Annotated in this window: 31 protein-coding genes and 1 pseudogene; 13 read left to right on the forward strand and 19 right to left on the reverse strand. The window is 59.5% G+C overall.

The genetic code is table 11. The features are described 5' to 3' along the window. Positions 1-12 precede the first annotated feature (12 nt). Positions 13-351, reverse strand: coding sequence for a helix-turn-helix transcriptional regulator (locus tag PZ897_RS17625; protein WP_275753922.1), 339 nt, complete (start codon positions 349-351; stop codon positions 13-15). A 210-nt stretch (positions 352-561) separates the two neighbouring features. On the opposite strand from PZ897_RS17625, the pseudogene PZ897_RS17630 reads away from it, so the two are divergent. From PZ897_RS17630 to PZ897_RS17640, 3 genes and pseudogenes are all read left to right on the forward strand, one after another. Further along, positions 562-992, forward strand: a pseudogene (locus PZ897_RS17630) (transposase); the annotation flags it as partial. Between the two features lie 123 nt (positions 993-1,115). Then, the gene (locus tag PZ897_RS17635; RefSeq protein ID WP_275753990.1) at positions 1,116-1,571 is read left to right on the forward strand and encodes a MaoC family dehydratase; all 456 of its coding nucleotides are present in this window, start codon (positions 1,116-1,118) and stop codon (positions 1,569-1,571) included. Then, positions 1,571-2,470 carry a CoA ester lyase gene (locus PZ897_RS17640; RefSeq protein ID WP_275753991.1) on the forward strand — a complete coding sequence of 300 codons (900 nt, stop codon included), beginning with the start codon at positions 1,571-1,573 and terminating at the stop codon, positions 2,468-2,470. The genes PZ897_RS17635 and PZ897_RS17640 overlap by 1 nt, the downstream gene beginning before the upstream one ends. Here the strand turns inward: PZ897_RS17640 and PZ897_RS17645 are convergent, their stop codons facing one another. Together PZ897_RS17645 and PZ897_RS17650 are read right to left on the reverse strand one after the other, a co-directional pair. Then, on the reverse strand, positions 2,471-3,091 hold the full coding sequence (locus tag PZ897_RS17645; protein ID WP_275753924.1) for a flavin reductase family protein: 621 nt from the start codon (positions 3,089-3,091) through the stop codon (positions 2,471-2,473). 5 nt (positions 3,092-3,096) lie between these two features. Further along, complete coding sequence (locus tag PZ897_RS17650; protein WP_275753926.1) at positions 3,097-3,690, reverse strand: nitroreductase; 594 nt, start codon at positions 3,688-3,690, stop codon at positions 3,097-3,099. A gap of 89 nt (positions 3,691-3,779) precedes the next feature. On the opposite strand from PZ897_RS17650, the gene PZ897_RS17655 reads away from it, so the two are divergent. Beyond that, on the forward strand, positions 3,780-4,706 hold the full coding sequence (locus PZ897_RS17655; RefSeq protein WP_275753929.1) for a hypothetical protein: 927 nt from the start codon (positions 3,780-3,782) through the stop codon (positions 4,704-4,706). A 94-nt stretch (positions 4,707-4,800) separates the two neighbouring features. Here PZ897_RS17655 and thrS read toward each other — a convergent pair whose 3' ends face one another. The 4 genes from thrS to PZ897_RS17675 all read right to left on the reverse strand — a co-directional run bounded on the left by thrS (position 4,801) and on the right by PZ897_RS17675 (position 8,117). Continuing rightward, on the reverse strand, positions 4,801-6,807 hold the full coding sequence (gene thrS / locus PZ897_RS17660) for a threonine--tRNA ligase (protein WP_275753931.1): 2,007 nt from the start codon (positions 6,805-6,807) through the stop codon (positions 4,801-4,803). A 109-nt stretch (positions 6,808-6,916) separates the two neighbouring features. Then, positions 6,917-7,333 (reverse strand): DUF2267 domain-containing protein, encoded by a 417-nt coding sequence (locus PZ897_RS17665; protein ID WP_275753933.1) that lies wholly within the window; start codon positions 7,331-7,333, stop codon positions 6,917-6,919. Beyond that, positions 7,330-7,668, reverse strand: coding sequence for a membrane protein insertion efficiency factor YidD (gene yidD, locus PZ897_RS17670; protein WP_275753935.1), 339 nt, complete (start codon positions 7,666-7,668; stop codon positions 7,330-7,332). The genes PZ897_RS17665 and yidD overlap by 4 nt, the downstream gene beginning before the upstream one ends. Beyond that, positions 7,668-8,117, reverse strand: coding sequence for an iron-sulfur cluster assembly scaffold protein (locus PZ897_RS17675; RefSeq protein WP_275753937.1), 450 nt, complete (start codon positions 8,115-8,117; stop codon positions 7,668-7,670). Before PZ897_RS17675 ends, yidD begins: the two co-directional genes overlap by 1 nt. Positions 8,118-8,388: 271 nt before the next feature. Between PZ897_RS17675 and folE the strand changes: the two genes are divergently transcribed. The 3 genes from folE to PZ897_RS17690 all read left to right on the forward strand — a co-directional run bounded on the left by folE (position 8,389) and on the right by PZ897_RS17690 (position 10,554). After that, complete coding sequence (gene folE, locus PZ897_RS17680; RefSeq protein WP_275753938.1) at positions 8,389-8,988, forward strand: GTP cyclohydrolase I FolE; 600 nt, start codon at positions 8,389-8,391, stop codon at positions 8,986-8,988. Positions 8,989-9,016: 28 nt separating this feature from the next. Next, the gene (gene hisI, locus PZ897_RS17685; protein ID WP_275753940.1) at positions 9,017-9,466 is read left to right on the forward strand and encodes a phosphoribosyl-AMP cyclohydrolase; all 450 of its coding nucleotides are present in this window, start codon (positions 9,017-9,019) and stop codon (positions 9,464-9,466) included. Positions 9,467-9,579: 113 nt separating this feature from the next. Next, positions 9,580-10,554, forward strand: a complete 975-nt coding sequence (locus PZ897_RS17690; RefSeq protein WP_275753943.1) for a patatin-like phospholipase family protein — start codon at positions 9,580-9,582, stop codon at positions 10,552-10,554. Between the two features lie 78 nt (positions 10,555-10,632). Here PZ897_RS17690 and PZ897_RS17695 read toward each other — a convergent pair whose 3' ends face one another. Together PZ897_RS17695 and PZ897_RS17700 are read right to left on the reverse strand one after the other, a co-directional pair. Further along, positions 10,633-11,061, reverse strand: coding sequence for a CBS domain-containing protein (locus PZ897_RS17695; RefSeq protein ID WP_275753944.1), 429 nt, complete (start codon positions 11,059-11,061; stop codon positions 10,633-10,635). Between the two features lie 291 nt (positions 11,062-11,352). Further along, complete coding sequence (locus PZ897_RS17700) at positions 11,353-12,051, reverse strand: rhomboid family intramembrane serine protease (RefSeq protein WP_275753946.1); 699 nt, start codon at positions 12,049-12,051, stop codon at positions 11,353-11,355. Positions 12,052-12,413: 362 nt separating this feature from the next. On the opposite strand from PZ897_RS17700, the gene PZ897_RS17705 reads away from it, so the two are divergent. The 3 genes from PZ897_RS17705 (at position 12,414) to PZ897_RS17715 (ending at position 14,729) form a co-directional block, all read left to right on the forward strand. Then, positions 12,414-13,037: a PAS domain-containing protein gene (locus PZ897_RS17705; protein ID WP_275753948.1), complete on the forward strand. Its 624-nt coding sequence runs from the start codon at positions 12,414-12,416 to the stop codon at positions 13,035-13,037. A gap of 90 nt (positions 13,038-13,127) precedes the next feature. Further along, positions 13,128-13,739 carry a PilZ domain-containing protein gene (locus PZ897_RS17710; protein ID WP_275753949.1) on the forward strand — a complete coding sequence of 204 codons (612 nt, stop codon included), beginning with the start codon at positions 13,128-13,130 and terminating at the stop codon, positions 13,737-13,739. A gap of 378 nt (positions 13,740-14,117) precedes the next feature. After that, positions 14,118-14,729, forward strand: a complete 612-nt coding sequence (locus tag PZ897_RS17715) for a transglutaminase-like cysteine peptidase (protein ID WP_275753950.1) — start codon at positions 14,118-14,120, stop codon at positions 14,727-14,729. A gap of 202 nt (positions 14,730-14,931) precedes the next feature. Here the strand turns inward: PZ897_RS17715 and PZ897_RS17720 are convergent, their stop codons facing one another. Together PZ897_RS17720 and PZ897_RS17725 are read right to left on the reverse strand one after the other, a co-directional pair. Then, complete coding sequence (locus PZ897_RS17720) at positions 14,932-15,459, reverse strand: gamma carbonic anhydrase family protein (RefSeq protein ID WP_275753952.1); 528 nt, start codon at positions 15,457-15,459, stop codon at positions 14,932-14,934. A gap of 94 nt (positions 15,460-15,553) precedes the next feature. Then, entirely contained in the window at positions 15,554-15,889 is a 336-nt protein-coding gene (locus PZ897_RS17725; protein ID WP_275753953.1) for a hypothetical protein, read from the reverse strand. A gap of 179 nt (positions 15,890-16,068) precedes the next feature. On the opposite strand from PZ897_RS17725, the gene PZ897_RS17730 reads away from it, so the two are divergent. Further along, the gene (locus PZ897_RS17730; RefSeq protein WP_275753955.1) at positions 16,069-16,731 is read left to right on the forward strand and encodes a hypothetical protein; all 663 of its coding nucleotides are present in this window, start codon (positions 16,069-16,071) and stop codon (positions 16,729-16,731) included. Here PZ897_RS17730 and PZ897_RS17735 read toward each other — a convergent pair. From PZ897_RS17735 to PZ897_RS17750, 4 genes are all read right to left on the reverse strand, one after another. Continuing rightward, positions 16,728-16,931, reverse strand: coding sequence for a DUF3126 family protein (locus PZ897_RS17735; RefSeq protein WP_275753956.1), 204 nt, complete (start codon positions 16,929-16,931; stop codon positions 16,728-16,730). The two genes, PZ897_RS17730 and PZ897_RS17735, sit on opposite strands and share 4 nt — an antisense overlap. A 104-nt stretch (positions 16,932-17,035) precedes the next feature. Then, a complete protein-coding gene (cysE, locus tag PZ897_RS17740) occupies positions 17,036-17,860 on the reverse strand; it encodes a serine O-acetyltransferase (RefSeq protein ID WP_275753957.1) in 825 nt (274 codons plus the stop codon). Positions 17,861-18,248: 388 nt separating this feature from the next. After that, positions 18,249-19,139: an alpha/beta hydrolase gene (locus tag PZ897_RS17745; RefSeq protein ID WP_275753959.1), complete on the reverse strand. Its 891-nt coding sequence runs from the start codon at positions 19,137-19,139 to the stop codon at positions 18,249-18,251. Then, positions 19,139-19,930 carry an alpha/beta hydrolase gene (locus tag PZ897_RS17750; RefSeq protein WP_275753961.1) on the reverse strand — a complete coding sequence of 264 codons (792 nt, stop codon included), beginning with the start codon at positions 19,928-19,930 and terminating at the stop codon, positions 19,139-19,141. Before PZ897_RS17750 ends, PZ897_RS17745 begins: the two co-directional genes overlap by 1 nt. Before the next feature lie 177 nt (positions 19,931-20,107). Here PZ897_RS17750 and PZ897_RS17755 point away from each other — a divergent pair, with 177 nt between their 5' ends. Together PZ897_RS17755 and PZ897_RS17760 are read left to right on the forward strand one after the other, a co-directional pair. Next, positions 20,108-20,353: a zinc-finger domain-containing protein gene (locus PZ897_RS17755; protein ID WP_275753962.1), complete on the forward strand. Its 246-nt coding sequence runs from the start codon at positions 20,108-20,110 to the stop codon at positions 20,351-20,353. 130 nt (positions 20,354-20,483) lie between these two features. After that, the gene (locus PZ897_RS17760) at positions 20,484-21,659 is read left to right on the forward strand and encodes an FAD-dependent monooxygenase (protein ID WP_275753964.1); all 1,176 of its coding nucleotides are present in this window, start codon (positions 20,484-20,486) and stop codon (positions 21,657-21,659) included. Positions 21,660-21,664: 5 nt separating this feature from the next. Here the strand turns inward: PZ897_RS17760 and PZ897_RS17765 are convergent, their stop codons facing one another. From PZ897_RS17765 to PZ897_RS17780, 4 genes are read right to left on the reverse strand one after another with little or no spacing between them, the layout of a single operon-like run. Then, on the reverse strand, positions 21,665-22,369 hold the full coding sequence (locus PZ897_RS17765) for a TIGR02117 family protein (RefSeq protein ID WP_275753965.1): 705 nt from the start codon (positions 22,367-22,369) through the stop codon (positions 21,665-21,667). A gap of 57 nt (positions 22,370-22,426) precedes the next feature. Beyond that, positions 22,427-23,224, reverse strand: a complete 798-nt coding sequence (locus tag PZ897_RS17770) for an amino acid ABC transporter ATP-binding protein (RefSeq protein ID WP_275753967.1) — start codon at positions 23,222-23,224, stop codon at positions 22,427-22,429. Positions 23,225-23,239: 15 nt separating this feature from the next. After that, entirely contained in the window at positions 23,240-24,373 is a 1,134-nt protein-coding gene (locus PZ897_RS17775; RefSeq protein ID WP_275753969.1) for an amino acid ABC transporter permease, read from the reverse strand. Positions 24,374-24,376: 3 nt separating this feature from the next. After that, positions 24,377-25,585 (reverse strand): amino acid ABC transporter permease, encoded by a 1,209-nt coding sequence (locus PZ897_RS17780; RefSeq protein ID WP_275753970.1) that lies wholly within the window; start codon positions 25,583-25,585, stop codon positions 24,377-24,379. Between the last annotated feature and the right edge of the window lie 123 nt (positions 25,586-25,708).

The following is a 25,708-nucleotide window of genomic DNA, read 5'->3' on the forward strand; positions in this document are numbered from 1 at the left end:
CAGCTCCTTTCGCTAGTGCTTCACAGGTTCAGGATCCTTTTTGGTTGTACCGGTACCGCCACCAAAGATGGCACGATAGTAGCCGGGGGAATAATAAGAGAGCAGGTGAGTAGCGAACTCCCTTCTGTCCATCTTCAAAGCATCAGCCCAATCGTCAACAGACTCCGGTGGGACCTGATTAGCGCCGGTCTCGACTGACGAGATGAAGGTGTAGAATTCAAGCCCCAGTGTGTCAGCAAGGTTCTTCTGCGTCATGTCAAGCTCGACACGCCGCCGTCGAATATACTTGCCCGCTTCCTTTCGAAGCCGCTTTGCTTCGGTAGCTTTGATGCGTCCACTGTTACCTGCCATTGAGTACTCCTAATTCATTTCGGTGGATGCTCGGAATGATCCTCATCACGACGATCAAACAGAGAACTAATGCGAGGGTATCGATTGTCATCATACGTTATCACCGTACTTTTTGCACATGCCAAATATGCATAGGTGTTTTGACATGGTGTGAATAGCCCCTAGATTTGTAGACGCCTTCTTCCCTAATTTTGAGGCAAGGAGGCCATCATGAGCACAGCCAAATACAGTGACGATTTCAAACGCGATGCTGTTCATCAGATCGTTGAGCGCGGTTATCCGGTTGCGGAGGTTTCGAAGCGCTTGGGTGTCAGTTCCCACTCGCTTTATGCGTGGAAGAAGCGGTTCGCGAAGTCAGGCTCCTGCGATAGGTCTTTCGACGAACAGGCTGCTGAAGTTCGACGACTGAAGCTTGAACTGGCGCGTGTTACGGAGGAGCGCGACATCTTAAAAAAGGCAACGGCGTACTTCGCGCGAGATGCAAAGTGAAGTACGCGTTTATAGCAGAGCTTCGTCCGCTGTTTTCGGTGCGAGCGATGTGCCGTTCCCTTCGCATCCAACCTAGCGGCTTCTACGCATGGTTGAAGCACCCGTTTAGCAATCGGGCACGGGAAGACGATCGGTTCACCATAATTCTTAAGACCTGTGACCGATGCAGCGGCGATGGCGCACATCCAATTGCGCCATCGCCATTGTTGACTCCAACTTGCGCAAAGGTTTCTAAAACGGCATCTATATGTTTTGATCATTTTAAGGGGGAACGCATGCGCGGCATGTATTTAGAGGAATTCGAACCCGGCGCAGTGATTTCCCACAGGTTGCGCCGCACGGTCACCGAGATGGACAACATGTTGTTTTCCAACATGACCCTCAACCCGCAGCCGCTGCATATCGATCACGAATTCTGCAAGACCACCGAATTCGGCCAGCCGCTGGTCAATTCTCTGTTCACGCTCGGGCTGATGATCGGAATTTCGGTCAACGACACGACCATGGGCACCACTATCGCCAATCTCGGTATGACCGAGGTGACGTTTCCCCATCCGCTGTTCCACGGCGACACGGTCCGGGTGGAAACCAGGGTGCTGTCAGTCCGCGAGTCCAAATCCAAACCGGACCGCGGCATTGTCGAACTGGAGCATCAGGCGTTCAATCAGCACAACAAGCTGGTGGCGCGTTGCATCCGCCAGGCGATGATGCGCAAGGGGTCACAGTCATGATGCGCTCCTTGTTGTTCGTGCCGGGCGATTCCGAGCGCAAGCTGCTCAAGGCCGGCAGCTCCGGGGCCGATGCACTGATTCTGGATCTTGAGGATTCGGTTGCGCAATCGCGAAAGGCCGACGCCAGACAGACCGTGGCCGGGTATCTCGACAGTGCCAAGGGTCAGTCCAAGACCCCGCGTCTGGTCGTGCGGATCAACGCGCTCGACACCGGTCTGACCGATGACGATCTGGGTGCCATTGTACGCGGTGCGCCGGCTGCGATCCTCTTGCCCAAAGCCAGTTGCGGCGCTGACATTCAGGATCTGAGCGCCCGGCTCTCTGTCCACGAGGCGGATGCAGGCTTGCCGGAGGGACAGATCGCGATCCATGCGCTGATGACGGAAACTGCTGCCGGCATGCTTGCGGCGGCATCGTTTGCCTCCAAATCGGCCAGACTTGAAGCGGTGGCCTGGGGCGCCGAGGATCTGGCCGCTGATATCGGCGCAGCCTCCAACCGGGACGAGACCGGGCGCTACACCGACGTGTTTCGTCTGGCCCGCAGTCTGACGATCCTCGCCGCCGCCCATTGCGCTGTCGAGGCAATCGATACGGTTTTCACTGATTTTCGCGACTCAGAGGGGCTGGAGCGCGAGTGCCACGCCGCCGTGCGCGACGGATTTTCGGGCAAGATGGCGATCCATCCGGACCAGGTTGCCGTCATCAACACGGCCTTTACCCCTGCGCCCGAGGATGTCGAGCGTGCGGTTCGGATTCTGGCGCTGTTTGCTGCAGCCGGGCCGGGTGCGGGTGTTCTTTCGCTTGATGGCAAGATGATCGACAAGCCGCATTTGCGTCAGGCCGAACGGGTGGCCCGGCGCGCCGGTCTGGAGCCGGGCAGCCTGCCCGATCTCGGCTGATCAGGAAGCCTGGTCCTTGTTCCAGAGCGGACGATTCATCTGAAACGTCTGTGAGGCGTCGGAATAGTCCATATAGCCCAGACGCGCCACCGGCGCGACCGCCGCCATGTCAAGCAGGCCGTTCGTCAGTGCCGCTTCGTCGATATGGATGCCCAGAACCTGGCCAATCACGACGAAGGATCCGCTCGGGCTGCCTTCGAGGCTCTTGGCCTCAAAGATATCCGTCACCTTGCATTCGAGCGCTGCATGGGCATCCCTGACAAAGGGCGCGTCAATCAGTCTGGCTTCTTCCATTGCCAGGCCGGCGAGGTCGAACTCGCTGTCGCCATAGGGAGCGGTTGCGGAAGACAGGTTCATTTTCTCCGCCAGCGCGCGGCCAACCATGCTGGTGGTAAAGACGCCGGTTTCTTCAACATTGCGCAGGGAGTGCTTGCGTCCGGAAGAGGCGAACATCACCAGTTTCGGGCGGTCCGAAATGGCGTTGAAGTAGGAATACGGCGCCAGATTGACCGAACCGTCGCGTCCTCTGGTGCCAATCCAGCCAATCGGCCGTGGCGAGACAATGGCCTTGAACGGGTCATGCGGCAGCCCGTGCGCATTGGCTTTCGTCTCGTAGAACATGCCGTCTACTCCCCTGCAAATGTGACAATGTCAGCCAGATCCGGCCGTGAACGGTCTGTGGGCTGAAATGTCGAAGTGCCGATATGGATGAAGCCAGACACCCGCTCGTGAGGCTCGATACCGAGAATCTCATGCGCGGCCTTGTCGAAGGCAAACCATTCGCTGAGCCAATTGGCGGCAAAGCCCATGGCATTGGCAGCAAACACAAGGTTGAGACAGACGGCGCCGGCACTCATCAGCTGCTCCCATTCGGGGATCTTGACGTGGGGTGCAGCGCGCGACACCACCGCGATGACCACCGGAGCCCGGGTCAGCCGTGTTTTCTCGATCGCGACCATCTCCTCGGGCATATCCGGCTTGTTGGCGAGCGCGATTCCGGCCAGTTCCAATGAAACCCGCTCCCGCTCGGCGCCCGCATAAACAATAAAACGCCACGGCGCCAGTTTGCCATGATCAGGAACACGGCTTGCCAGCACCAGCATTTCCTCGATTTCCGACCGCGACGGACCAGGTTCACTCATCTGCAACGCCGGAATTGAACGGCGGGTTTGGAGATAGGTTTTTAGGGCAGCATTGACCGGCATGTCATCCTCGTGCATTCAGTTTGACCGAAATCGGCCATGAATTCGCCATGGCACTAGGGTCCAAGTGACCTTTCGCCTTATGGAAGTCAACCGGACTGGGCCTTATGAACAGACTGTCGATTGTTCTTCTCGCACTTGCCTTTCAAGGTCTTCCCGCCCTTGCCAGCGCACAGGAAGCGTTCAAGACCGATGCCGAACCAAGGATCAATCTTCCCGGATTGAGTCAGTATGCGCCGGCTGACAAGCCAGGCGATACGGCGGCAAATGGGCGGACAGTGCAGATGGAAGCCGCCTTGACCGAGGCAGGAGCTCCACTCGGATACGGATTGACCTGGCGTATATTCCACCCGGTTCTGGGTCCCGATGGAAAATTGCCGCTGCTTGCGACCGCCGAAGGCGGCTCCGCCCAGTTTGAATTCGAACCGGGAGAATATTTCGTCCATGTCGCGTTCGGCCGTGCCGGCGTTACCAAGAAACTGACAGTGCCGAAGGGTGGCCCTGTCGAAAAACAGCACATCGTGCTCGAGGCGGGCGGATTGATGCTCAATGCCGTGTCGGGAATCGATGCGCGCATCCCGGCCGGAAAGCTGCGCTTCGACATCTACAAGTCCGGCGAAGGCATCGACGGCGAACAGCAGTTGGTTGTCGAGGATGTCAAGCCGAACAACATCGTCCGGCTCAACGCCGGCACCTATCACATCGTCTCCGAATACGGCTCCGTCAACGCGGTGATCAGGTCCGACATAAGGGTCGAAGCAGGCAAGCTGACCGAAGCCGTCATCCAGCACCGCGCCGCCCAGCTGACCCTCAAGCTGGTTTCCGAGCCCGGCGGCGAGGCGATCGCCGACACGGCCTGGTCGATCCTCACGTCAGGAGGGGATGTCGTCTCCGAAAGCGTCGGCGCGTTCCCGACAATCGTGCTTGCAGAAGGCGATTACACCGCCATCGCCCGCAACAAGACCAAGGTCTACCAGCGCGAGTTCACCGTCGTGGCCGGGCGCAATTCCGACGTCGAAGTGCTGCTTAACTGATCAGGCGGACACCCTGTTCCTGCAAGACCTGTCAGGCCAACACCGGTTCGCGTGACGAAGAGCGCGGCGCACCGGAGTGCACCGCGCCGCAAGGTCAGCCGGCCCGCGCAGCCTTTTGCGCATCCTTGCGCACAATATCGGGCGGTGTCGCCTCCTGCACAAGATGCGCAATCGCGTCCGCAAGCGTCATCGGCACCTGATCGCGGCTGCCAAGGCGGCGGATGTTGACCGTCTGCTCCTCGGCTTCGCGCATTCCGCAGACCAAAATCACCGGAACCTTGGCCACGGAATGCTCGCGGACCTTGTAGTTGATCTTCTCGTTGCGGAAGTCGGTTTCGACCTGAAGCCCGGCGTCGCGCAGCTTCTCCGCCACGATGGCACCGTAGTCATCCGCTTCCGAGGTGATCGTCGCGACAACCACCTGAAGCGGCGCGAACCACAGCGGCATATGCCCGGCGTGGCTTTCGATCAGGATGCCGAGGAAGCGCTCGAGCGAACCGCAGATCGCCCGGTGCACCATGACCGGCTGCTTCTTCTCCGAATCCGCTCCGATATAGAAGGCGCCGAACCGCTCAGGCAGGTTGAAGTCGACCTGGGTTGTGCCGCACTGCCAATCCCGGCCGATGGCGTCCCGCAGGGTGTATTCGAACTTGGGACCGTAGAATGTCCCCTCGCCTTCATTGATGCCAACCTTGATGCGGCCGCCTGATTCGGCTGCCATCTTGTCGAGCACCTTCCTCAGAATATCCTCGGCATGGTCCCACATTTCGTCGGTGCCGACCCGTTTTTCGGGCCGTGTGGCAAGCTTGACCACCACTTCCTCAAAGCCGAAGTCGCGATAGACCGACATCATCAGGTCATTGATCTTCAGGCACTCGGCCTCAAGCTGCTCCTCGGTGCAGAACACATGGGCATCGTCCTGGGTGAAGGCGCGAACCCGCATCAGGCCATGAAGCGCACCCGAGGGCTCGTACCGATGCACATTGCCGAACTCGGCCAGCCGCACCGGCAGGTCACGGTAGGACTTCAGACCATGCTTGAAGATCTGCACATGACCGGGACAGTTCATCGGCTTGAGCGCGAAAGTCCGGTTATCGGCAGTTTCGTCATCGGGATTGGTGAAGGCATGGGCGGATTTCACCGCGAACATGTTTTCCTGATACCAGCCCCAGTGACCGGAGGTTTCCCACAGGCTCTTGTCGAGAATCTGCGGTGCATTGACCTCTTCGTAGTCACGCTCCAGCCGCCGCCGCATATAGGCCACCAGGTTCTGGAACATGCGCCAGCCCTTGGCATGCCAGAAGACGACGCCCGGTCCCTCGTCCTGGAAATGAAACAGGTCCATCTCGCGGCCGAGGCGGCGGTGATCGCGCTTTTCGGCTTCCTCAAGCATGTGCAGATAGGCATCAAGCTCGGCCTGATCCGCCCAGGCGGTGCCGTAAATCCGCGTCAGCATCGGGTTGTTTGAATCGCCGCGCCAATAGGCGCCGGCCACCTTCATCAGCTTGAAGGCGGTGCCGATCTGGCCGGTCGAGGCCATGTGCGGCCCGCGGCACATGTCGAACCAGTCGCCCTGGCGGTAGATCTTGAGATCTTCGTCCGACTTGATCGATTCGATCAGTTCGACCTTGTAGCCCTCGCCCTTCTCCGCAAACACCTTCCTGGCTTCATCGCGTGACCAGATCTCCTTGGTGAAGGGCTTGTTGCGGGCGATGATCTCTTTCATCTTTTTCTCGATCACCGGCAAATCTTCCGGTGTGAACGGCGCATTGCGGGCAAAATCGTAATAGAAGCCGTTTTCGATCACCGGACCAATGGTGACTTGCGTGCCCGGAAACAGTTCCTGCACCGCTTCGGCCATCACATGGGCGGCATCATGCCGGATCAGTTCCAGCGCGCGCGGATCGGTGCGGGTCACGATTTCGAGCCGGCCATCGCGGACCGGGTCGTTCAGATCAGCGAGGTCACCGTCGAGCGCAATTGCCACGGCCTTCTTGGCAAGCGATTTGGAAATTGACTCCGCAACTTCGCGGCCGGTCGTGCCGGCCGGGTACTCGCGCTTGGAGCCATCGGGAAATGTGAGGGATACGGCAGATGCCATGGCAGTCTCTCCTTGATCCAGTCCCGCCAACGAACGCGGGTGGTTGAGTTATGATGTGTGCAGCCGGCGTTTACGCGATTTGAATGGTCCGGGCAAGGGTTTCGCCCGTTCACTCCCAGAACGCCGCGGCCTCTCGCGGCAGCTGGGCAAGAGCGGCGTTGAACGCGCCACAGTCGCACTGCGACCGGATTGCGGCTGCCACCACCCGCCGCGCGCCGGGCGGGGCAAAGTTGTGATCTCGCCGCACGTTGCGCACCTCTTCGTCATATCCGGCGGGATCGGCAAATGGCCTTGGCGCTTCACCAGGCTCCCAGTCTGCGACAAACATCGCAGAAACAATGGCGGGCAATGCGCCGGCGAACACCAGCGTCTGGTCTGCATCCAGCCTGCTCCGGAAAACCTGAAGGAAGCCGAAGAGAACTGCATAAACCTGATGTCTGGTGGTCAAACCCAGCTTGTCGATCAACTCGACAAGCAAGGCGTCGAACCGTTGCTGGGCCAGCATGTACTCCTGCGGCACTGTCACAGCCCCTGCCCTGTCTTCCCAAGCCTCACCAGCCGCCACGGCGCCCACCAGACCAGCCGCGCCTCGAGCGTTTCGGGCACATTGTCGATGCCGTGGGTGCCGCCCGGCCCGCAGCGTGTGACCCGGAACAGCGCCAGCCAGCCGCCCATCCAAAGCCCGTGCCGGGCAATCGCCTCATAGGCATATTCGGAACAGGTCGGCAGATGCCGGCAGGAATTGCCGACAAAGCCCGACAGCGTGAGCTGATACAGCCGCACCAGCCCGATGCCCATGAGCCGTCCCGGCGTCTTGCGCCAGGGACCGGGCCAGTTCCGGCCGCCGGCCATTGGTGCCATCAGGCTGCGTCTTCCTTCTTGCGCCGGGCCTCGATCTGATCGAGGCAATCATTGACCGCATCGAAGGTCAGCAACGTCGAGGCATGACGGGCGCGGTAATCGCGCACCGGCTCGAGGAATTTCAGATCGGCAAACCGGCCTTCCGGCGCAGGCCCGTTTTCCTTGAGCATCTTGCGCATGGTCTCGCGCACCGCGCGCAGGTCAGCCACGCTGGCCCCAATGATGTTGCGGGCCATGATCGACGACGAAGCCTGGCCGAGTGCGCAAGCCTTGACGTCATGGGCGAAGTCACTGACCTTGCCGTCTTGCAACTTCAGCCAGACCTTGACCTTGGAGCCGCACAATTTTGAATGAGCGGAGGCTTCTGCGTCGGCATCTTCCAGCGTGCCTATTCTGGGAATATTGCCGGCGAAATCCAGAATACGGGCATTGTAGACGTCATCTATCATCACTTCGAACCTTTGTGCGGCAACCGAGCTGCGACATGACAAGGCGGCATCGCATCTCGACGTCCGCCTTTTGATGATTATATAGTACCTATCAGGCGTTCGGCAAAACCTGTTTGCGATGCGCTGAGGGAAACCGTGCCGGAGGGCAATGCCCGAAAGCCCCGGAGCCCGCGGGACAACCAAGCAGAAGTCTCTGCAAACGTGTCTGTGTGCGTGGTCCGATTGAGTACGAACAACGTAAAGGGATGGGAAATCCCGCCGGAGACCAGACATGGATGCCATCATCAAAAGCTTGAACCAGCATGACCGGCCGACAGAGGCCGAAGCGGAGGAAGCCGTGCGCACATTGTTGCGCTATGTCGGCGATGACATTACCCGCGAAGGCCTGCGTGACACTCCCGCGCGCGTGGTGAAATCCTACAAGGAGCTGTTTTCCGGCTACGACCAGGACGCCGAGGAAGAGCTCGGCCGCACCTTTGAGGAGGTCGCCGGCTATGACGACATCGTGCTGGTCAAGGACATCCCGTTCTTCTCCCATTGCGAACATCACATGGTTCCGATCATCGGCAAGGCGCATGTTGGCTATCTGCCCGACGGCAAGGTTCTGGGCCTGTCAAAGATTGCCCGCGTCGTCGAGATCTTCGGTCGCAGGCTGCAGATCCAGGAAACCATGACCGCCCAGATTGCCCACGCCATCGACGATGCCCTGCATCCGCGCGGTGTCGCGGTGATGATCGAGGCCGAGCACATGTGCATGGCCATGCGCGGCATCAAGAAACAAGGCTCGACAACCATAACCACGACCTTTACAGGCCAGTTCAAAACGGATCCGCATGAGCAGGTCCGCTTCATGACATTGATCCGGGGTTGAGACCGAACCCCGCGGCACAGGGGATCTCATGACATCTGCCTTCAAACCTGCTCCCGACGACAAGACAGCCCTTGAGGAGGGCACCGACCTGACCCCCCGCTTTGATGTCAACGGGCTGGTCACGGCCGTTGTCGCCGACAGCCGTGACAATGCCGTGCTGATGGTGGCGCACATGAACGAAGACGCGTTGCGGCTGACCCTTGAGACCGGCATCGCCCATTACTGGAGCCGGTCGCGCAACCGGCTTTGGAAAAAGGGCGAGACGTCGGGCAATTTGCAGCAGGTCGATGAAATCCGGGTCGATTGTGATCAGGACGCGATTCTGCTGAAGGTCAGCGTCGGCGGCGCCGATGCAACCTGTCATACCGGCCGCCGCTCCTGCTTCTATCGCAAAATCGTGACCCACGATGGCACCACCAGCCTCGAAACAGTCTCCAGCCCGCTGTTCGATCCCGCTGTTGTCTATACCGATCGTTAGGCAAACTGCGCCAATTTGAACCACTGATGTGCCATCCTTCATCAATTCGAAACCCATAGCTGGTGTCATCAGCGTGAACGCAGGGGGAGTGTTCGGCGGGGAAGGATTTTTTGATGCTGAACTGGAACATGAACCGAATCACGGAAACACCCATAGCAGTGCATGGAAGCAACGGCATGGCGATGACACCGGCAAGCGAGATGCAACAGAAGCCGCCACAAAAACCTCGTATTGCCTTGGCGCTTGGCGGCGGCGCCGCGCGCGGATGGGCCCATATCGGGGTGCTGCGCGCATTGGATGAAGCCGGCATTGAAGTTTCGATGATTGCCGGCACCTCGATTGGCGCTCTGGTCGGCGGCTGCTATCTGGCCGGCCGGCTCGACGAGCTGGAAACATTTGCCCGCAGCCTGACTATGCGGCGAATCGCCGGCCTGCTGGATTTCGCCATCGGCGGCGGCGGCCTGTTCGGCGGCATGCGCTTGAATGACCGGATGCAGGAGCATCTGATAGGCGTCAACATCGAAGACCTTGACCGGACCTTCGTCGCCGTGGCTGCAGAACTCAACACCGGCCACGAAGTCTGGATTTCATCCGGATCGCTGATCACCGGAATTCGCGCGTCCTATGCGCTGCCGGGCATCTTCGAGCCGGTGCGTTGCAACAACCGCACCCTGCTGGATGGCGCGCTGGTCAACCCGGTGCCGGTCTCCGTCTGTCGCGCCCACGAACAGCAGCTGGTGGTCGCGGTCAACCTGCATTACGATCTTTACGGCCGTTCCGCCGTGATCAAACACACCGCCAGCGAACCCGCGTCGGACTATTCCGGGGCGGATCGGCGCGACAAGCCGCGCACCAGCCGGCTTGGCATGACCTCTGTCATGGTTCAGGCCTTCAACATCATCCAGGACCGGATTTCACGCGCCCGGCTTGCCGGCGATCCGCCGGATCTGTCGCTGCACCCGCGGCTGGCCGACATCGGCCTGTCGGAGTTTCACCGCGCCAGCGAAGCCATTGACCGTGGCTATCAGGAAACCACCGCCAAATTGGGTGAAATCATCCGCATGCAGGCCGTGTTGTCTCCGGCCTGACCCGGACGATCTTCACGGGGCCGGATGGAAATGCCCGTCAGGGAGAACTCCGGCCCGGCCGTGCCAAAGCGCGCCGGTTTATCCGGCAATATAGGCCTTGATTTCCTCGGCCTCACGCTCGACATCCTCGATGCGCCGGCGCACGACGTCGCCGATGGAAATAATCCCGACAAGCTTGCCGCCCTCTTCAACCGGCAAATGCCGGAACCGGCCATTGGTCATCAGTTCCATGACCTGGTTGACGCTGTGGGATTCGCCGCATGTCGTGACTTTTGCGGTCATGATCGAGGATATCGGCTTTGTCAGCGCATCGGCGCCCTTTGCCGCCAGCGCCCGCACGATATCACGCTCCGAAAGAATACCGGCAATCTTGCCGCCGGTGCCCAGAACAATCACTGCGCCGATCTTGTTGTCGGCCAGAAACCGTATTGCCTCTCCGGTTCCCATTGAAGGATTGACGGTGACGACATTGCGCCCCTTCTCGTCGAGTATCTGCTTAACAGTCATACAGTCCTCCTTCCGAACAGGCGTCATTGACGCTCAAACGGAGCACATTGCCCGTTGTTTACCCGGACATGGTGCGCTGGAAGCATAATGTTTGCAAGTCTGCGGACACGGCGATTGTCACGCAAGCACACTCGTCCTGGAATGGGACAAACACCCCCTTTTCTTCCGCGCAGTGCTTTCGGGCGCGCGAGCAGAATACTTAAAAAAATTCCATTTTTTCAGCAACATGGCACGAGATCCCGGCAACAGGAGGTCTGTGAGACTGTCGATGAGTCGCCACAATCGCCGCGATCAGGCCTGTTCGATCGGATCAAACAGCGAGAAACAGAAAAATCCGAACAGAAAGCCGCCGACATGCGCCTCCCAAGCAATCGCAGAATCACCGGCCCCGAAGAAAAAGCCCACCGCAGTGAGCAGGTTGATGCCGAACCAGACAACCAGAAAGGCAAACACCGTGCGGTTGCCAAGCGATTGTGCGACCGACAGACGAGGATTGAGATGCGCCAGGTCGCGCCGGAACCCGCGGTCGCCGAAAGCAAACCGCGATGCCGCGCCCATCAATGCGGACACCACACCGGACGCGCCCACCATGATGCTTTGACCGCCCCAATGAAACATCAGAAACAAAGCCGCCGACGCCACGGCACTCAGAGCCCAGAAAATGAGAAACCGGAGCCAGCCGATCCGCCGCGCCACGACCGAGCCGAACGCCGCCAGCCAGAATGAGTTCAGCAGCAGATGGGCGTAGCCGCCATGCAGCAACGAGTAGGTCACGGGCGACCAGAAATAGGCGCCACCCTGCCCGCTCGCGCCGCTCGAATACCGTTGCGGAATAAAGGCAGTCTCGGTGAACAAGAGATACACCGCTCCCGGAGACAACAGCGCGTCAACCGCCACCTGGATTGCCAGCATGAGCAACAGCATCGCCAGCACGGCGTTGGGCAGGTTGAAGATTGGCTCATTCTTCGGCGGCCCGGGCACGCGGTGCATTTGATCTGGCTCTTGGCTGGTCATCAGATGGTCCCCTGTCCGGCAATCTGCCGATGAGTAGATGTCGCGCATCAGGCTGACAACCAGCAGCAGGATAAAAAAAAGCCGTCCGCGATGTGCGAACGGCCGGTCGAGTCCCCTCGTCCAAATTTGTGCTGAAGGACGATCCCTTCCTGAACTGATGTCCGAAAATGGCACGCCAGCGTCAATCAAGCAATCCAAACAAAAAATTAACCTTAACAGCGGCGCCGTGGCATGGTTCTGGCATCGCTTCCATCAGAAACCCCGTGCGTTGAGTCCGGTTGCATCAATTCGGCACAAATCGGACCTGACACCGTAGCGGTGAACCTGGTGGCATTGACATGAGACACAAGAACAACATTGAACTGTTTGAATACTGGACGGCAAAACGAGGTCAACGCGCGGCGCCAAGCCGGTCTGACATCGAGCCCGCCGACATCCGGGGGCTGCTCCCTTACATCTTCATCTGTGATCTCGCCGAGGACCGCCACCTCGGCTTCCGGCTCGCCGGGACCGCATTGTGCGCCCTTTACGGCCGGGAGCTGAAGGGGATGCCGTTCGGCTCCTTGTGGCTTGCCGACGGGATTCGCAATGCCGGCCGCACCGGCGTTTCCGTAGCCAACGGCGCCACGCCCGCCATTCTGTCGCTGGACTGCCTCAGCAAAGGTGCAAAAGTGGTCAAAGCCGAAATGCTGCTGTTGCCGATTACCGGTCCAGGCGGGCTCCATGACAGGCTGATAGGGCTCCTGTCAGTCTTCGATCCGCCCTACTGGCTGTGCCACGATCCCTTGCTCGGCTTTTCGACCACCGGCATACGCTTCCTTGATCTCGATCGCGACCCGCTTTTCCTGGCCAACCGCCCCGAAATCAGGCTGCCGGCGCCAAAAAGCTTCGCCGCTTCGTTTGGCAAGAACAGGAAAAAAGTGGCGCATCTGGTTGTATTGGAAGGTGGCAGGCGCGATTGAGGGAAAATGACAGAAGCTGTGCTTACTCAATGTTAACATTGCCGGGCCTAGGATGGCATCCTGATAATCCGGGACTCGACAAGGCCTATCATGTTGACCGCAAGAACCGAAGCGCAGCCAAAGACCGTGATGCCCCCCGAAGAGGGGCAGTACAGTCGCGTCACGATCTCTGTCCAGGGCCGGTTCATGCGAGCCGATCATTCCGAACATGATTGTATCGTCGATCAAATGTCGCCGTTCGACGCGATACTTTCAACCGGAAACCGGCCTGAGACCGGCGAGAGGATCGTCGCCTATATCGACTATATCGGCCGGATTGAAGGCAAAGTGATTGAAGTCGGAATCCGGTCCTTCACCATCTCGATCAACGCGACCGACCGGAAACGCGACAAGCTTTCGGCACAGCTGACCTGGCTCGCCAACAAGCATGAGCTGGCGCTGCCCGAAGATCGCCGTCACGAGCGCGTCTCGCCCAACAACCCGGTCTCTGAAATCCGTCTCGATGACGGCCGCCGCTACCCTTGCCGCATCATCGATCTGTCGGTCTCAGGCGCCGCCGTCGAGATCGACGTCCGCCCGGCATTTGGCACCATGGTGGTTCTGGGGAACATGCGTGGCCGGGTTGTCCGCCATTTTCAGGAAGGGATTGCCATGGAATTCATGACCTTTCAGCCCGAAGACGCCATCAACCAACTTTCCTGAACACAGCCACTCCATTCAGCATCGATAGCCGGCCGCCATGGCCGGCTTTTTTGTGCCCGCGATAAGGTGGACTTTCCCGGTTGCGGATTGATACAGAGCTGTGCGCCCCGCCTCGGACCGCTTCCCGCCGTGTTGGCAGAACTCCGGGCTTCTCACCCGCGTGCCAATGGCAGATCGAATCTCTGCAAATCTGCGCTTGACCACTCCGTATGGTTGCCAAAGCCTCAATGCAACACCTGGCATTTTATACTTATTATACTTAGATTTTAGTCTTGATTGAATTGGATTTCAATCTAATAAGTACTTAGTTCTACTGTTGTTTTTTGCGCGACATCAAGTCCTGACTGGCATTGTCTTCTCATAACGGGGAGACGAAAAATGCACAAGCATATTCAGGCAATGGGTACATTTGCTGCGGTGTGTGGCCTGGCAATAACCGTCAGCACAGCAGCCATTGCGGCACCAGTCAATCTGGTTCCTGTGGGGAAAACCAATCCGCCGATCGGCCATTACGATTTTTGCAAGCGCTATCCCAACGAGTGCACTTCGCTCGGCAAGGATACCGGTCCGATGGTGCTGACGCGCCAGCGCTGGGCCACGATGCTCGAGATAAACACGCACGTCAATCAGAGTATTCGACCAGATACCGACCTCAACATCCATGGTGTTGAAGAGCTCTGGTCCTACCCGCGCGAGGTTGGTGACTGTGAGGACTACGTGCTGCTCAAGCGCCATATGCTGATGCAGAAAGGCTTTTCACCGCAGGACTTGCTGATCACCGTGGTTCTGCAGCCCAATGGCGATGGCCATGCGGTTCTGACCGTGCGTACTGATTACGGCGACTACATTCTCGACAATATGCGCGGCGATGTCCGGCTGTGGTCCGAAACCGGCTACACCTATGTCAAGCGGCAATCCTCCGAACACGCCGCCCGATGGACCAAGCTCGGGCCTGGTTCCGCCCCCAAAGTTGGTGCTGTGAACTACTGAAGTTTCCAACACCCCGGCACCATGGCCCGCGGGGGCCGTCCGGGACAGTCAGACAATTGCCGGGCCATCCTTGCCCGGCTGACGAATGGGCCTGGTCGAGTCCCCATGCTTCCCCGCAACGACCTGGCTCGAGCCGACCCCGCTGTCCCCTGGGGTCGGCTCACTTTCTTTGCACCAACCGCAGCAAAACCTTGAAACAGCTTTAGCCGATCCGCTCGAGTCCCTTGGAAAAGCGCCTGGCATTTTCCACGTAATGGCTGGCGGAAAGCGTGAGCATGGCCACAGCATCGGCCTCAAGCGTTCTGATCACCCGCGCCGGCGAACCGACCACCAGGGAATTGTCCGGAATCAGCTTGCCCTCGGTCACCAACGCACCGGCGCCGATCAGGCAATTCTCCCCGATCTTGGCGCCGTTGAGGACTGTAGCACCCATGCCCACAAGGCTGTTGTTTCCAATCGTGCATCCATGAAGGATCGCGCTGTGACCGATCGTGCAGCCTTTGCCGATTGTCAGAGGAAACCCCAAATCCGTATGCAGGACGCAATTTTCCTGAATGTTGGAGCCTTCGCCCACGGTGATCAGCTCGTTGTCACCGCGCAACACGGCGCCGAACCAGATCCCGGCCCCCTCGCCCAAGACAACACGCCCGATCACCTGGGCGCTTTCGGCTACAAAGTAAAACCCGTCTGGCAGCAATGGCTGCTTGCCGTCGAGACTGTAAATCGCCATTTCAACTCCTCTCCGCCACTTCAGGCCCCTGTTTAATCGGTTTCCGGCAAAGATGGAAACCGCCCTTGCGGATCAGAGCCATGCCTGGGGGTCGTCAGGTGAGGAAGTAACCGCTGGCAAAGGCCATCTCAAGCACGATGATCCCCGAACAGACTGACCAGCCCGCAGCCACCAGCGTCAGAACCATGTAAAGCGGCAGGGAAACCAGGCCGCCGCGCCAGTTTTTGAACCCATTGGTCAGCAGCAAGCGCGGACCAATCACCGCCGCCAGAACCAGTTCGGCCAACATCCGACCCGGATGGCCTGTCTGCCTGGCGCCCGACGGCTCACGCCAGCCCGCAAGCCGGACAAGCTCAACTCCGACCCACGAGGTCGAGAATCCGGTCACCATAACAACAACCGCGGCCATGACGTCAAAGGAATAAATCATTGGTTAACCATATCCGGTCCAAAGTTGATGCTCGTCAAGACATCGTGCAAGCACCGTGCCACGGCCGGATGTTTCATTCTGACACATATTGAACCTACCGGTTTCCCATGTCCTCTGCTCCATCGCCAATAGAACACACCCCCTTGATCACCCAGAGTTTTGTCTGGAAGCTGACGGCTGTGGTCGCGGTGATGTGCCTTGTTACCCTGGCAATAGCGGTGACCGGCAGAATGATCGGAAAAAGCATCTCCCATGCCGGCAACACCGCTGATCCGACGGTGCATGAAATCATCATTGGCAATGATGTGCTCGGCCTGCCTGCCAATGTGATCCGATTTCAAAGCCAGCGTGTGTCTGGAGTTCAAAACGCAGTCGACACTTATTTCGCATGGCCCGGCATGCGTGGTTACAGCTTGGAAAACCGTAATATCTTCAACCAGACGAGCTCAGCAAAAGGTCTCATCTTCGCCCGTATCACTCAGGCGACCATGTCACGAGACATGTCCGGTCGTTTCGACCCGATCTACAAACGGCTGACCGATGGCCAGCCCGTGGCCGGACCGGACGGCCTCGACTCATTCCGCCTGCGCGCCGGCGCCGGCTATGCCAGCGAACTGATGTATGTGGAGCGAACTTCAGGTGAACGGCCCTACACGGTCCGCTGCCTGGTCGAGGAGACCGGCGCTGACCGCACAACAACCACTCAGACCGGATGCCAGCGCGACATCTTCATCGGCAAGGATCTTTCAGTCACCTACCGCTTCTCAATCGACCATCTGCCGCAATGGCGGCAGATTGAAAGCGATGTGCGCAGCTATCTGGAATCGGCGTTGGCCGGTTAAAGATCGACGTCGAGAATGGCCATGGAAAAATTGTATGACAGATCGCCATCTTCATCATCGCGGAAAATGATGCCGAGGAACTCATCGCCCAGATAGACCTCCGCCGAATCATCTTTTCGGGGCCGCGCCTTGATCACCATCTTGTCGTTGAAAATACGCTTGAAATAGGCATTCAGCTTGATGATTTCATCGGGTTTCACGGTGCACTCCTGAGGCTATTGGGGTTCGCCGGGGCTTTTGGCACGGACCGGGGGCTAAATCAAACCCGCGATGAAATTTTCACACAAGGCCCACGTCGATCGCTTCAGTTGCCGCCATTGAGCATCTGGTTCATGGCGCGAGACGGCTCGTCGCAGCCTGCTGTGCCGACCACGCGGGCAGGAACGCCAGCCACGGTGGAATTCGGCGGCACCGCCTTGAGAACCACCGATCCGGCTGCCACCCGGCTGCAACGGCCGATCTCGATATTGCCAAGCACATTGGCGCCGGCGCCGATCAGCACGCCATCCCTGATCTTGGGATGACGGTCACCGGTTTCCTTGCCGGTTCCACCAAGCGTCACGCCTTGCAGAATCGAAACATTGTCTCCGATCGTCGCCGTCATGCCGACCACGAGGCCGGTGGCATGATCGAGAAACATCCCCTTGCCCACTGCGGCAGCGGGATGAATGTCGGTCTGGAAGATTTCGGATGACCGGCTCTGCAGATACAGTGCCAGATCCACCCTGCCCTTGCCCCACAGCCAATGGGCCAGACGATGGGTCTGGATGGCGTGGAAGCCCTTGAAATAGAGCACCGGCTGGATGAACCGGGTGCAGGCGGGATCCCGGTCGTAAACAGCCTGGATGTCGACCCGCAGCACCGGTTCCCAGTCCTTCCAGTCATCGACCATTTCCTGGAAAGTCTGCCGCAGCAGATTGGCCTGCAGATCCTGATGGTCAAGCCGCTCGCAGACCCGATGGATCACAGCCGCCTCCAGCGACGGCTGGTTGAGAATCGTGGAATAGAGAAACGCTGCAAGCAGCGGTTCCTGAGCGATGGACCGCTCGGCCTCAAGCCGGATCGAATCCCAGATTGGGTCGATCGCCTTGACCGAGTCCTTGCTCCGCACACCTGTGTTCGCTGACATTGCCGCCTCCGGGCTGGATTGAATTTGCCATAAAGATAAGACACTCAGCACAAAAAACAAACGCACAGATCAAACGGACGAAAAATTTTCTGCGGCCGAAGGCTCGATCTCCACCCCCCGGCAATGGTCTGCGGCTGCCCTGCCGCTCTCTCCCGACCCGGCGCGCTGGATGCACAAGGTCAGGCCGAGGCCGCAGCACTTGTCACAGTGGCATCACTGTCTGTCCGGGAATCAAAGGCTGCCATCGCCGCAAATCTGAGCCGCTTGTGCAAGGATCAGGACATAGCAGCCCGCATGTTCGGTAACGACATCTGATCTGCTGATCCATGTCCGTAGACGTCAGATCTTCACTATGACACCTCACCCGGCGTCTACCGGAGAGCTGGGGTCAGCCCCGGACTTCGAACCGCTCGAGGAAACCCGACACTGCGTCGTTGAAGGCATCATTGCGGTCGCCCGCAACCATGTGACCGGCCCCGGACACATCGACAAAATCAGCATGCGGAACCATGGTCTGGAAGGCCCGCACAGCCTCTTCGGTGACAAGCTCCGACTGCTGTCCCCGCACCAGCAGCACCGGTATGTTCAAGCCGCGTGCGGCATCCGCCAGCCGGTACTGAAGGGTTGCCGCGCCGGTGTTGATGTTGCGCGGCCCGTCGATGAAGGCCGGATCCCAATGCCAGCGGTACCGCCCGTCGACCCCTTTGCGCAGATTCTTGGCCAGTCCATCCAGCGAGCGCGGCGGCCCGCGGTGCGGCAGATAGGCGGCAATGGCGCCCGCGGCTTCTTCCAGAGTGGCAAATCCTTCCCGCATCCGCTCGGCCATGAAGCCCTGGATGCGGCTGACGCCATCCGCGTCGATATCGGGCGTGATGTCGACAAGAACCAGCCCGCCAAGCAGGCCCGGCCCACCCAGATGTTCGGCCATCAGACCGGATATGCCGCCCATCGACGCCCCCACCAGTACCGGCGGCTGGCCGCAGCGCCCGGTGATGTCGCGGCAAATGCAGATGGCGTCAGCGGCGTAATCGTCAAAGGCATAGCTTTGATCTTCCAGCCAGGCGCTGTCGCCGTGGCCGCGCTGGTCGAGCGTGAAGGCCCGGTGTCCCGCATCGGCAATGCGCCGCGCAGCGCCCCCCCAGGCATGCCGGGTCTGGCCGCCGCCATGCAGCAGCAGCACCGGGTTTGCGCGCACATCTCCGCGGGGTCCATGGTCGTCGGCCACCAGGCGGTTGCCCGCAGCCCCGCTAAACTCCGTGGAGATTTTCAATGCTTTCATCAGATGGCACCGGCCTCGACATCGGCAAGGAACGTCAGCACGGCGGCCTTGAACACCTTGTCACCGACGGCAAGCATGTGATCCCGGTTGGGAATATCGACGGACCGCGCGCGCGGCATCAACTGTGCCAGCCCTTCCGCCGAGCCGGCAATTTCATCCCGGGTGCCCACACCGATCAACGCCGGCATGTCCAGTTTCGCCAGATCGGGCCGGCTGACCAATGTCCGCGAAGTGCTGATACAGGCCGCCAGCGCCAGCCGGTCACTCTTGGTCTGATCCGCAAAGGCCCGAAACATCCTGCCGCGGGCGTCGGGCACATCTTCAATCGAATCGGCCCGCAAGGCCGATGCAATCGGATCCCAGTCACCGACGCCATCAACCATGCCAAGTCCGAGCCCGCCAAACACCACCGCGCGAACCAGTTGCGGACGCGACATCGCAAGAAATGCCGAAATCCGCGCGCCCATGGAATAGCCCATCACATAGGCCGAAGTGATATTGAGCGAATCAAGCAGCCCGGCAGCATCGGCGGCCATGATCTCGGGGTGATAGGCTTCGGGATCGTGCGGCTTGTCAGACTGGCCATGTCCGCGATTGTCGAGGGCAATGACGCGGTACCCGGCCTCGTCAAAGGTCTTGATCCAGCCCGGAAAAAGCCAGTTGACATGCGCGGTTGAGGCAAAGCCGTGAATGAGCAAGACCGGAAATCCCTCCGGATTTCCCGCTTCATACCACGCAAGCTCAACATCTCCGGAGGTGAAACGAGCGGCCTGCAGGCGATCCAGATTCATGTGAAGTTCCTTTCGCGTCCTACCTAACCCAATCGGGTCCGCTTGCAAATGTCGGACGCAGGACTTCGCGGCCGCAGAGTCCGAGCGATCAAGACACGGTCAAATTACCTGCTACACTTTTGTTCTGCCAGCGTATAAGGTCCGGCCGAAATCAAGCTTGCCACGACGGAGAGATGCATGGCTGACCACACGATCCCGCATTTTCAGAATGATGCGGGTCATGCCGCGATCGAGATCGGCGTCAAGGAATTCTTGTGCGTGGGCGCAAATCCGCCTTTCGATCACCCACATGTCTATCTCGACATGGGCGCAGATGCCGAAAAGGTCTGCCCCTATTGTTCGACCTTGTACACCTACAATCCGGCGCTTCCTGCCACCGAGACCACACCGGCTGGCTGTGCGTGGGTCGATCAGGCTGCCTGAAACACGTCTCTTCGCTTGACCCCGGCAACGCGGCCCCAATGCATCGCACCACGATGACAATGCGGGGATCTTCAGCGCCGGACTGGCGCGGTTTGGCCTCTGCGAACGCGTACCGGCTCCGGAGGGTGCAGTGACGGCTCACACCATTCTTGTCATCGGCGCCGGAATTGGCGGTCTCACCACCGCCCTTGCCTTTGCCCGGCAAGGGTTTGCCGTCGATGTCGTCGAGCAGGCAACAACACTCAGTGAAGTCGGCGCCGGGTTGCAGGTCTCACCCAACGCCAGCCGAATCCTGGTCGCACTTGGCCTTGGCGAGGCGTTGCAGCGGACAATGGTGCTGCCTCGCGACATCGCGCTGGCTTCCGGACGCTCGCTCCGGGCAATCGCGCGCGTCCCCTGTGGTGGCTTTGCCGCCGACAGGTGGGGGGCGCCTTACGGCGTCATGCACCGCGCAGATCTGCAAGCACTGCTGCTCGAAGCCGTCATTGCTCACCCGGCCTGCCGGGTGCATCTGGAACAACCGGTCCAGTCGAGTGACATCACCACACTGCACGCCCGGATTGGCACACCCCGCCCGGATCTCATCGTCGCGGCCGATGGCGTCTGGTCTCAAAGCCGCAAGTTGATCCCGCAGGCCTCGATGCCGCGGTTTTCCGGCCAGGTGGCATGGCGCTTCCAACTCGACGCCAGCGCCGCTGGATCGGTCATCGACACCCGGAACGTCACCGCATTTCTCGGCGCCAGGACCCACCTTGTGGCCTATCCGCTGGAAAACGGGACCGTCCTCAACATGGTGGCGATCGCCGGGGGCAAAAATCTTGGTGAAAGCTGGGCTGCGCAAGAAGCGGCGGCTGATCGGACCGAGTTGCTGCAGGCTTTCGCCGGCTGGGACCCACGGCTGGTTTCGTTGCTGCGCACCGCGCCACGAATGACCCGATGGCCGTTGTTCGCTGTCGCCGATGGCCGCTGGAGCGATGATGCAGGGATGGTCATGATTGGCGACGCCGCCCATGCCATGACACCGTTTGCGGCACAGGGCGCGGCCATGGCGATCGAGGACGGATACGAACTTGCCCATGCCTGTGGCCATGCCGGCAAAGACTTCTCCAGCGCAATCGAACGCTATGAAACCCACCGCCGGTCCCGCCTCACCCAGGTGCGCCGCCGCGGCGCTTTCAACCGGTTTGCCTATCACGCCAGCGGCCCGGTTCGCCTTGGTCGCGATCTGGTTCTTGGCCTGAGGAAGCCCGAAAGCCTCGCGGCCGATCTCGATTGGCTGTATGGCTACCGCGCGACAGGGCTGTAGTCAGATCAGAAAACACCCTGGAGGCTCTGGGGATTGTGCACGCGCAGGCTTGTGCCCAGCAAGCCGGGCAACGGCGTCCACCAGCCGGTTTTCAACCCCGCCTGCCGCAGCATGCGTGCGGTCCAGACATTGCAGCCGACGAACGCGTTGAACCCGCCCTTGGCTTCATAGAAGCGATCGTAGGCGCCGTAACCGGCATCCTCGATCCTAACAGGCGCTCCCTCGGCATTGACCGCAAAACTCGCAAGGATGGAATCGATCAGCCGGTCAAACGCTGCTGCATCGAACTCAAGCGTCATCACTGAGGCATCGGCTGGATTGAGAGGGCCCGCCAGCCCCATATGCATGACTGAGCTGTCGAGTGTCAGTGCGCTGAAGACCGGACCCGGCTTGAGGTCGGCCCAGGTCGGGGTTTCGATATAGAAACTGCGACCACCCCAACCCGCAATGATGTGCGCCACCCCGGGCTGCGACGGATCGAGCCCATCGGCGGCCATGAAACCAAAACGCGCCGTTACATCCGGATCTGCCGGCAAGGCAATGTCGGTGTGGATTGCAGACGACAGGAGCAGCACGGTCCGCTTCGCCGCTACCGACGGCGCAATCGTGGACGCGGGCGTTGACGCTGTCGGGCCGGCAACGGCACCGGGCCTCGGAACCGCCGTTCCAAGGCCCAAAAGCAGAATGACGACACCCATTGCAACGAGCAATGTTCGCCAGCTCCGGAACCGCCGAATGCCGCCTCCGGAAGCCATGCTGAAAACGACCTAATGCAGGATCTGGCTCAGGAACAGCTTGGTTCGCTCGTGCTGGGGATTGTCAAAGAACTCGCCCGGCGCGTTCTGCTCGACGATCTGGCCCTGGTCCATGAAGATCACGCGGTTGGCAACCTGCCGCGCAAAACCCATTTCGTGAGTAACGCACAGCATGGTCATGCCTTCCTCGGCAAGACCCACCATGGTGTCGAGCACTTCCTTGATCATCTCCGGGTCGAGCGCCGATGTCGGCTCATCAAACAGCATGATACGCGGGTTCATGCACAATGAGCGGGCAATCGCCACGCGCTGTTGCTGACCACCGGAAAGCTGGCCCGGATACTTGTTGGCCTGCTCGGGAATCTTCACCCGCTCCAGATAGTGCATGGCAATTTCCTCGGCCTTCTTCTTCGGCATCTTGCGCACCCAGATCGGCGCCAGGGTGCAGTTTTCGAGGATGGTCAGATGCGGAAACAGGTTGAAGTGCTGGAACACCATGCCGACTTCGCGGCGCACCTCGTCGATCTTCTTGAGATCGTTGGTCAGCTCAATGCCGTCGACAAGGATCTTGCCCTTCTGGTGTTCTTCCAGCCGGTTGATGCAGCGGATCATGGTCGATTTGCCGGAGCCCGACGGACCGGCAATCACGATCCGCTCGCCGCGCATGACCTTCAGATCGATGTCGCGAAGCACGTGAAACTCGCCGTACCACTTGTTCATGCCGATGATCTCGATGGCCACATCGGTCTCCGACACCGTCATCTTCGAAGGGCCTGGACCTTGTTGTGCTGCTGCGTTGTTGTCAGCCATGGTAAAAATCCCTTGTTATCGTTTGTGGCCAGTGTCGAGACGCCGTTCCATATAAGCGGAATAGCGCGACATGCTGAAGCAGAAGAGGAAGAATACGAACGCGGCGAAAACGAAGCCGGTCGCAGGCGTAGCAGGTGAAATCCAGTTCTGGTCGTTCATGTTCTGCTGCACGATGCCGAGCAGATCAAACAGACCGATGATGAGAACCAGACTGGTATCCTTGAACAGGCCGATGAAGGTGTTGACGATGCCCGGGATCACCAGTGTCAGCGCCTGCGGCATGGTCACAAGCCTTGTGCCCTGCCAGAAGGTCAGCGCCATGGCATTGGCCGCCTCGTACTGCCCTTTCGGAATCGCCTGCAATCCACCGCGAATGACCTCGGCCATATAGGCTGACGAGAACAGCGCCACGCCGATCAACGCGCGCAGCAGCTTGTCGAACGACACCCCGTCCGGCAGAAACAGCGGCAGCATCACCGAGGACATAAACAGCACCGTGATCAGCGGCACGCCACGCCAGAACTCGATGAAGATGACGCTGAACATCTTGACGATCGGCATTTCCGAGCGCCGCCCCAGTGCCAGCAGAATGCCGAGCGGAAACGACACCACGATGCCGACGATGGCGACGACGAGGGTCACCAGCAGGCCGCCCCAAAGTGGCGTCTCGACCGGCTCCAGCCCGAATTGTCCGGTGAGCAGGATGAAGGCCAGGACCGGAAAGACAACCAGCAGATAAAGGGCATTCTGACGCTTGTAGGGAACCGACGGAATGGCGATCGGCACCAGACCGGCAATCAGCAACAGTCCCGACAGATTGACCCGCCAACGCTCATCGACCGGGTAGCGTCCGTAGATGAACTGCCCGAACTTTGCCTCGACAAAGGCCCAGCAGGCGCCGGTGCCCGGCGCAAGACAGGCTTCCCGGCTTTCTCCGGTCCAGACCGCACTGATGAAAGCCCAATCAATGATCGGCGGAACCATCCACAACAAAAACAGCGAGGTCAGAATGGTCAGCACTGTGTCGCGCGGGGTGGCAAAAAGGTTTTCCTTGAACCACCCCACCACACCACGCGAGGACACCGGCGGCGCCATCAGCGGGCTTTCCTGTGTGCGAACGAAAGCGATTGATCGTGTGTTGTTGTCCATGGCCTAGCGCTCCACCAATGCGACACTGGAGTTAAACCAGTTCATGAATGCCGATGTCAGCAGCGACAGCGTGAGATAGACCAGCATGGTAATCGTGATCACCTCCACCGCCTGCCCGGTCTGGTTGAGCACGGTGCCGCCGAAAACCGACACCAGATCCGGATAGCCAATGGCCACAGCCAGCGAAGAGTTTTTCGTCAGATTGAGATACTGACTGGTCAGGGGTGGAATGATCACCCGCATTGCCTGCGGCACGATCACCAGACGGCTGGTCAGGTTTGGCCTCAAACCCAGCGCGAAGGCAGCCTCGGACTGGCCACGCGACACGGCAAGAATGCCGGCACGGACAATTTCGGCAATGAAGGAAGCTGTATAGAGCGACAAGCCAAGCAGCAGCGCCATGAATTCGGGCTGGATCACCCAGCCATCCACCATGTTGAAACCCTGCAGGCTGGCATATTCAAACGACAACGGCATGCCCGAGACCAGAAAGGCCAGCAATGGCAGGCCGATGATCAGGCCCAGTCCTGTCAGGAAAACCGGAAATTGCTGTCCCGTCGCCATTTGTCGCTTCTTCGCCCAGCGGCCGATGAGGACCCAGGCGATCACCGCGACAAGCAGGGCAATAAAGACGAAGGATGAGCCGGCCTCGGGTACAATGCGCGGCATGTAGAGACCACGATTGTTGAGGCTGAATATGACCTCGACACCTGGCTCCAGCCCCACCTGCCTGGGTGACGGCAAGATTGAAAGCACCGCCTTGTACCAAAACAAGAGCTGCAGCAGCAGCGGAATGTTTCTGAGTGTTTCGACGTAAACGGTGGCGAATTTCTGCACCAGGTAATTCTTCGACAATCTGGCCAGACCGACAACAAAGCCGATCAGCGTGGCGAAGAAAATTCCAATCACCCCGACCACCATCGTATTCAGAAGGCCCACAAAAAACGCCCGCAGATAGGTGCTGTCATTTGTGTAGGGAATGAAGGATTGGCCAATATCGAAACCGGCCCGCTCGCCAAAAAAGCCGAGCCCGGAAGCGATCCCTGCCCGCGCCAGATTTTCGATGGCGTTTGAAATACCAGAATACACCAGCAAGATGACCGCAATGATCAACAATGCCTGAAATACGAGACCGCGCGCCTTTGGATCATTCATCAATGATACGCGACCGGAATCATCAGCCTCGGCTGAGACGCCTGTTTGACGAGCCATGTCTGTTCCCAACTCTTATTCGTCCGGGCCTTGTGGCCGGATCGTTAGTCTACCTGCCGTCGTTGCGTCAGGCTCTTGTGATTCGCGCTCAATGCGCGAACCGGTGAAGCGGACTCCCGATGG

Source organism: Hoeflea sp. YIM 152468, from assembly GCF_029210485.1.
Taxonomy (GTDB): Bacteria; Pseudomonadota; Alphaproteobacteria; order Rhizobiales; family Rhizobiaceae; genus Hoeflea.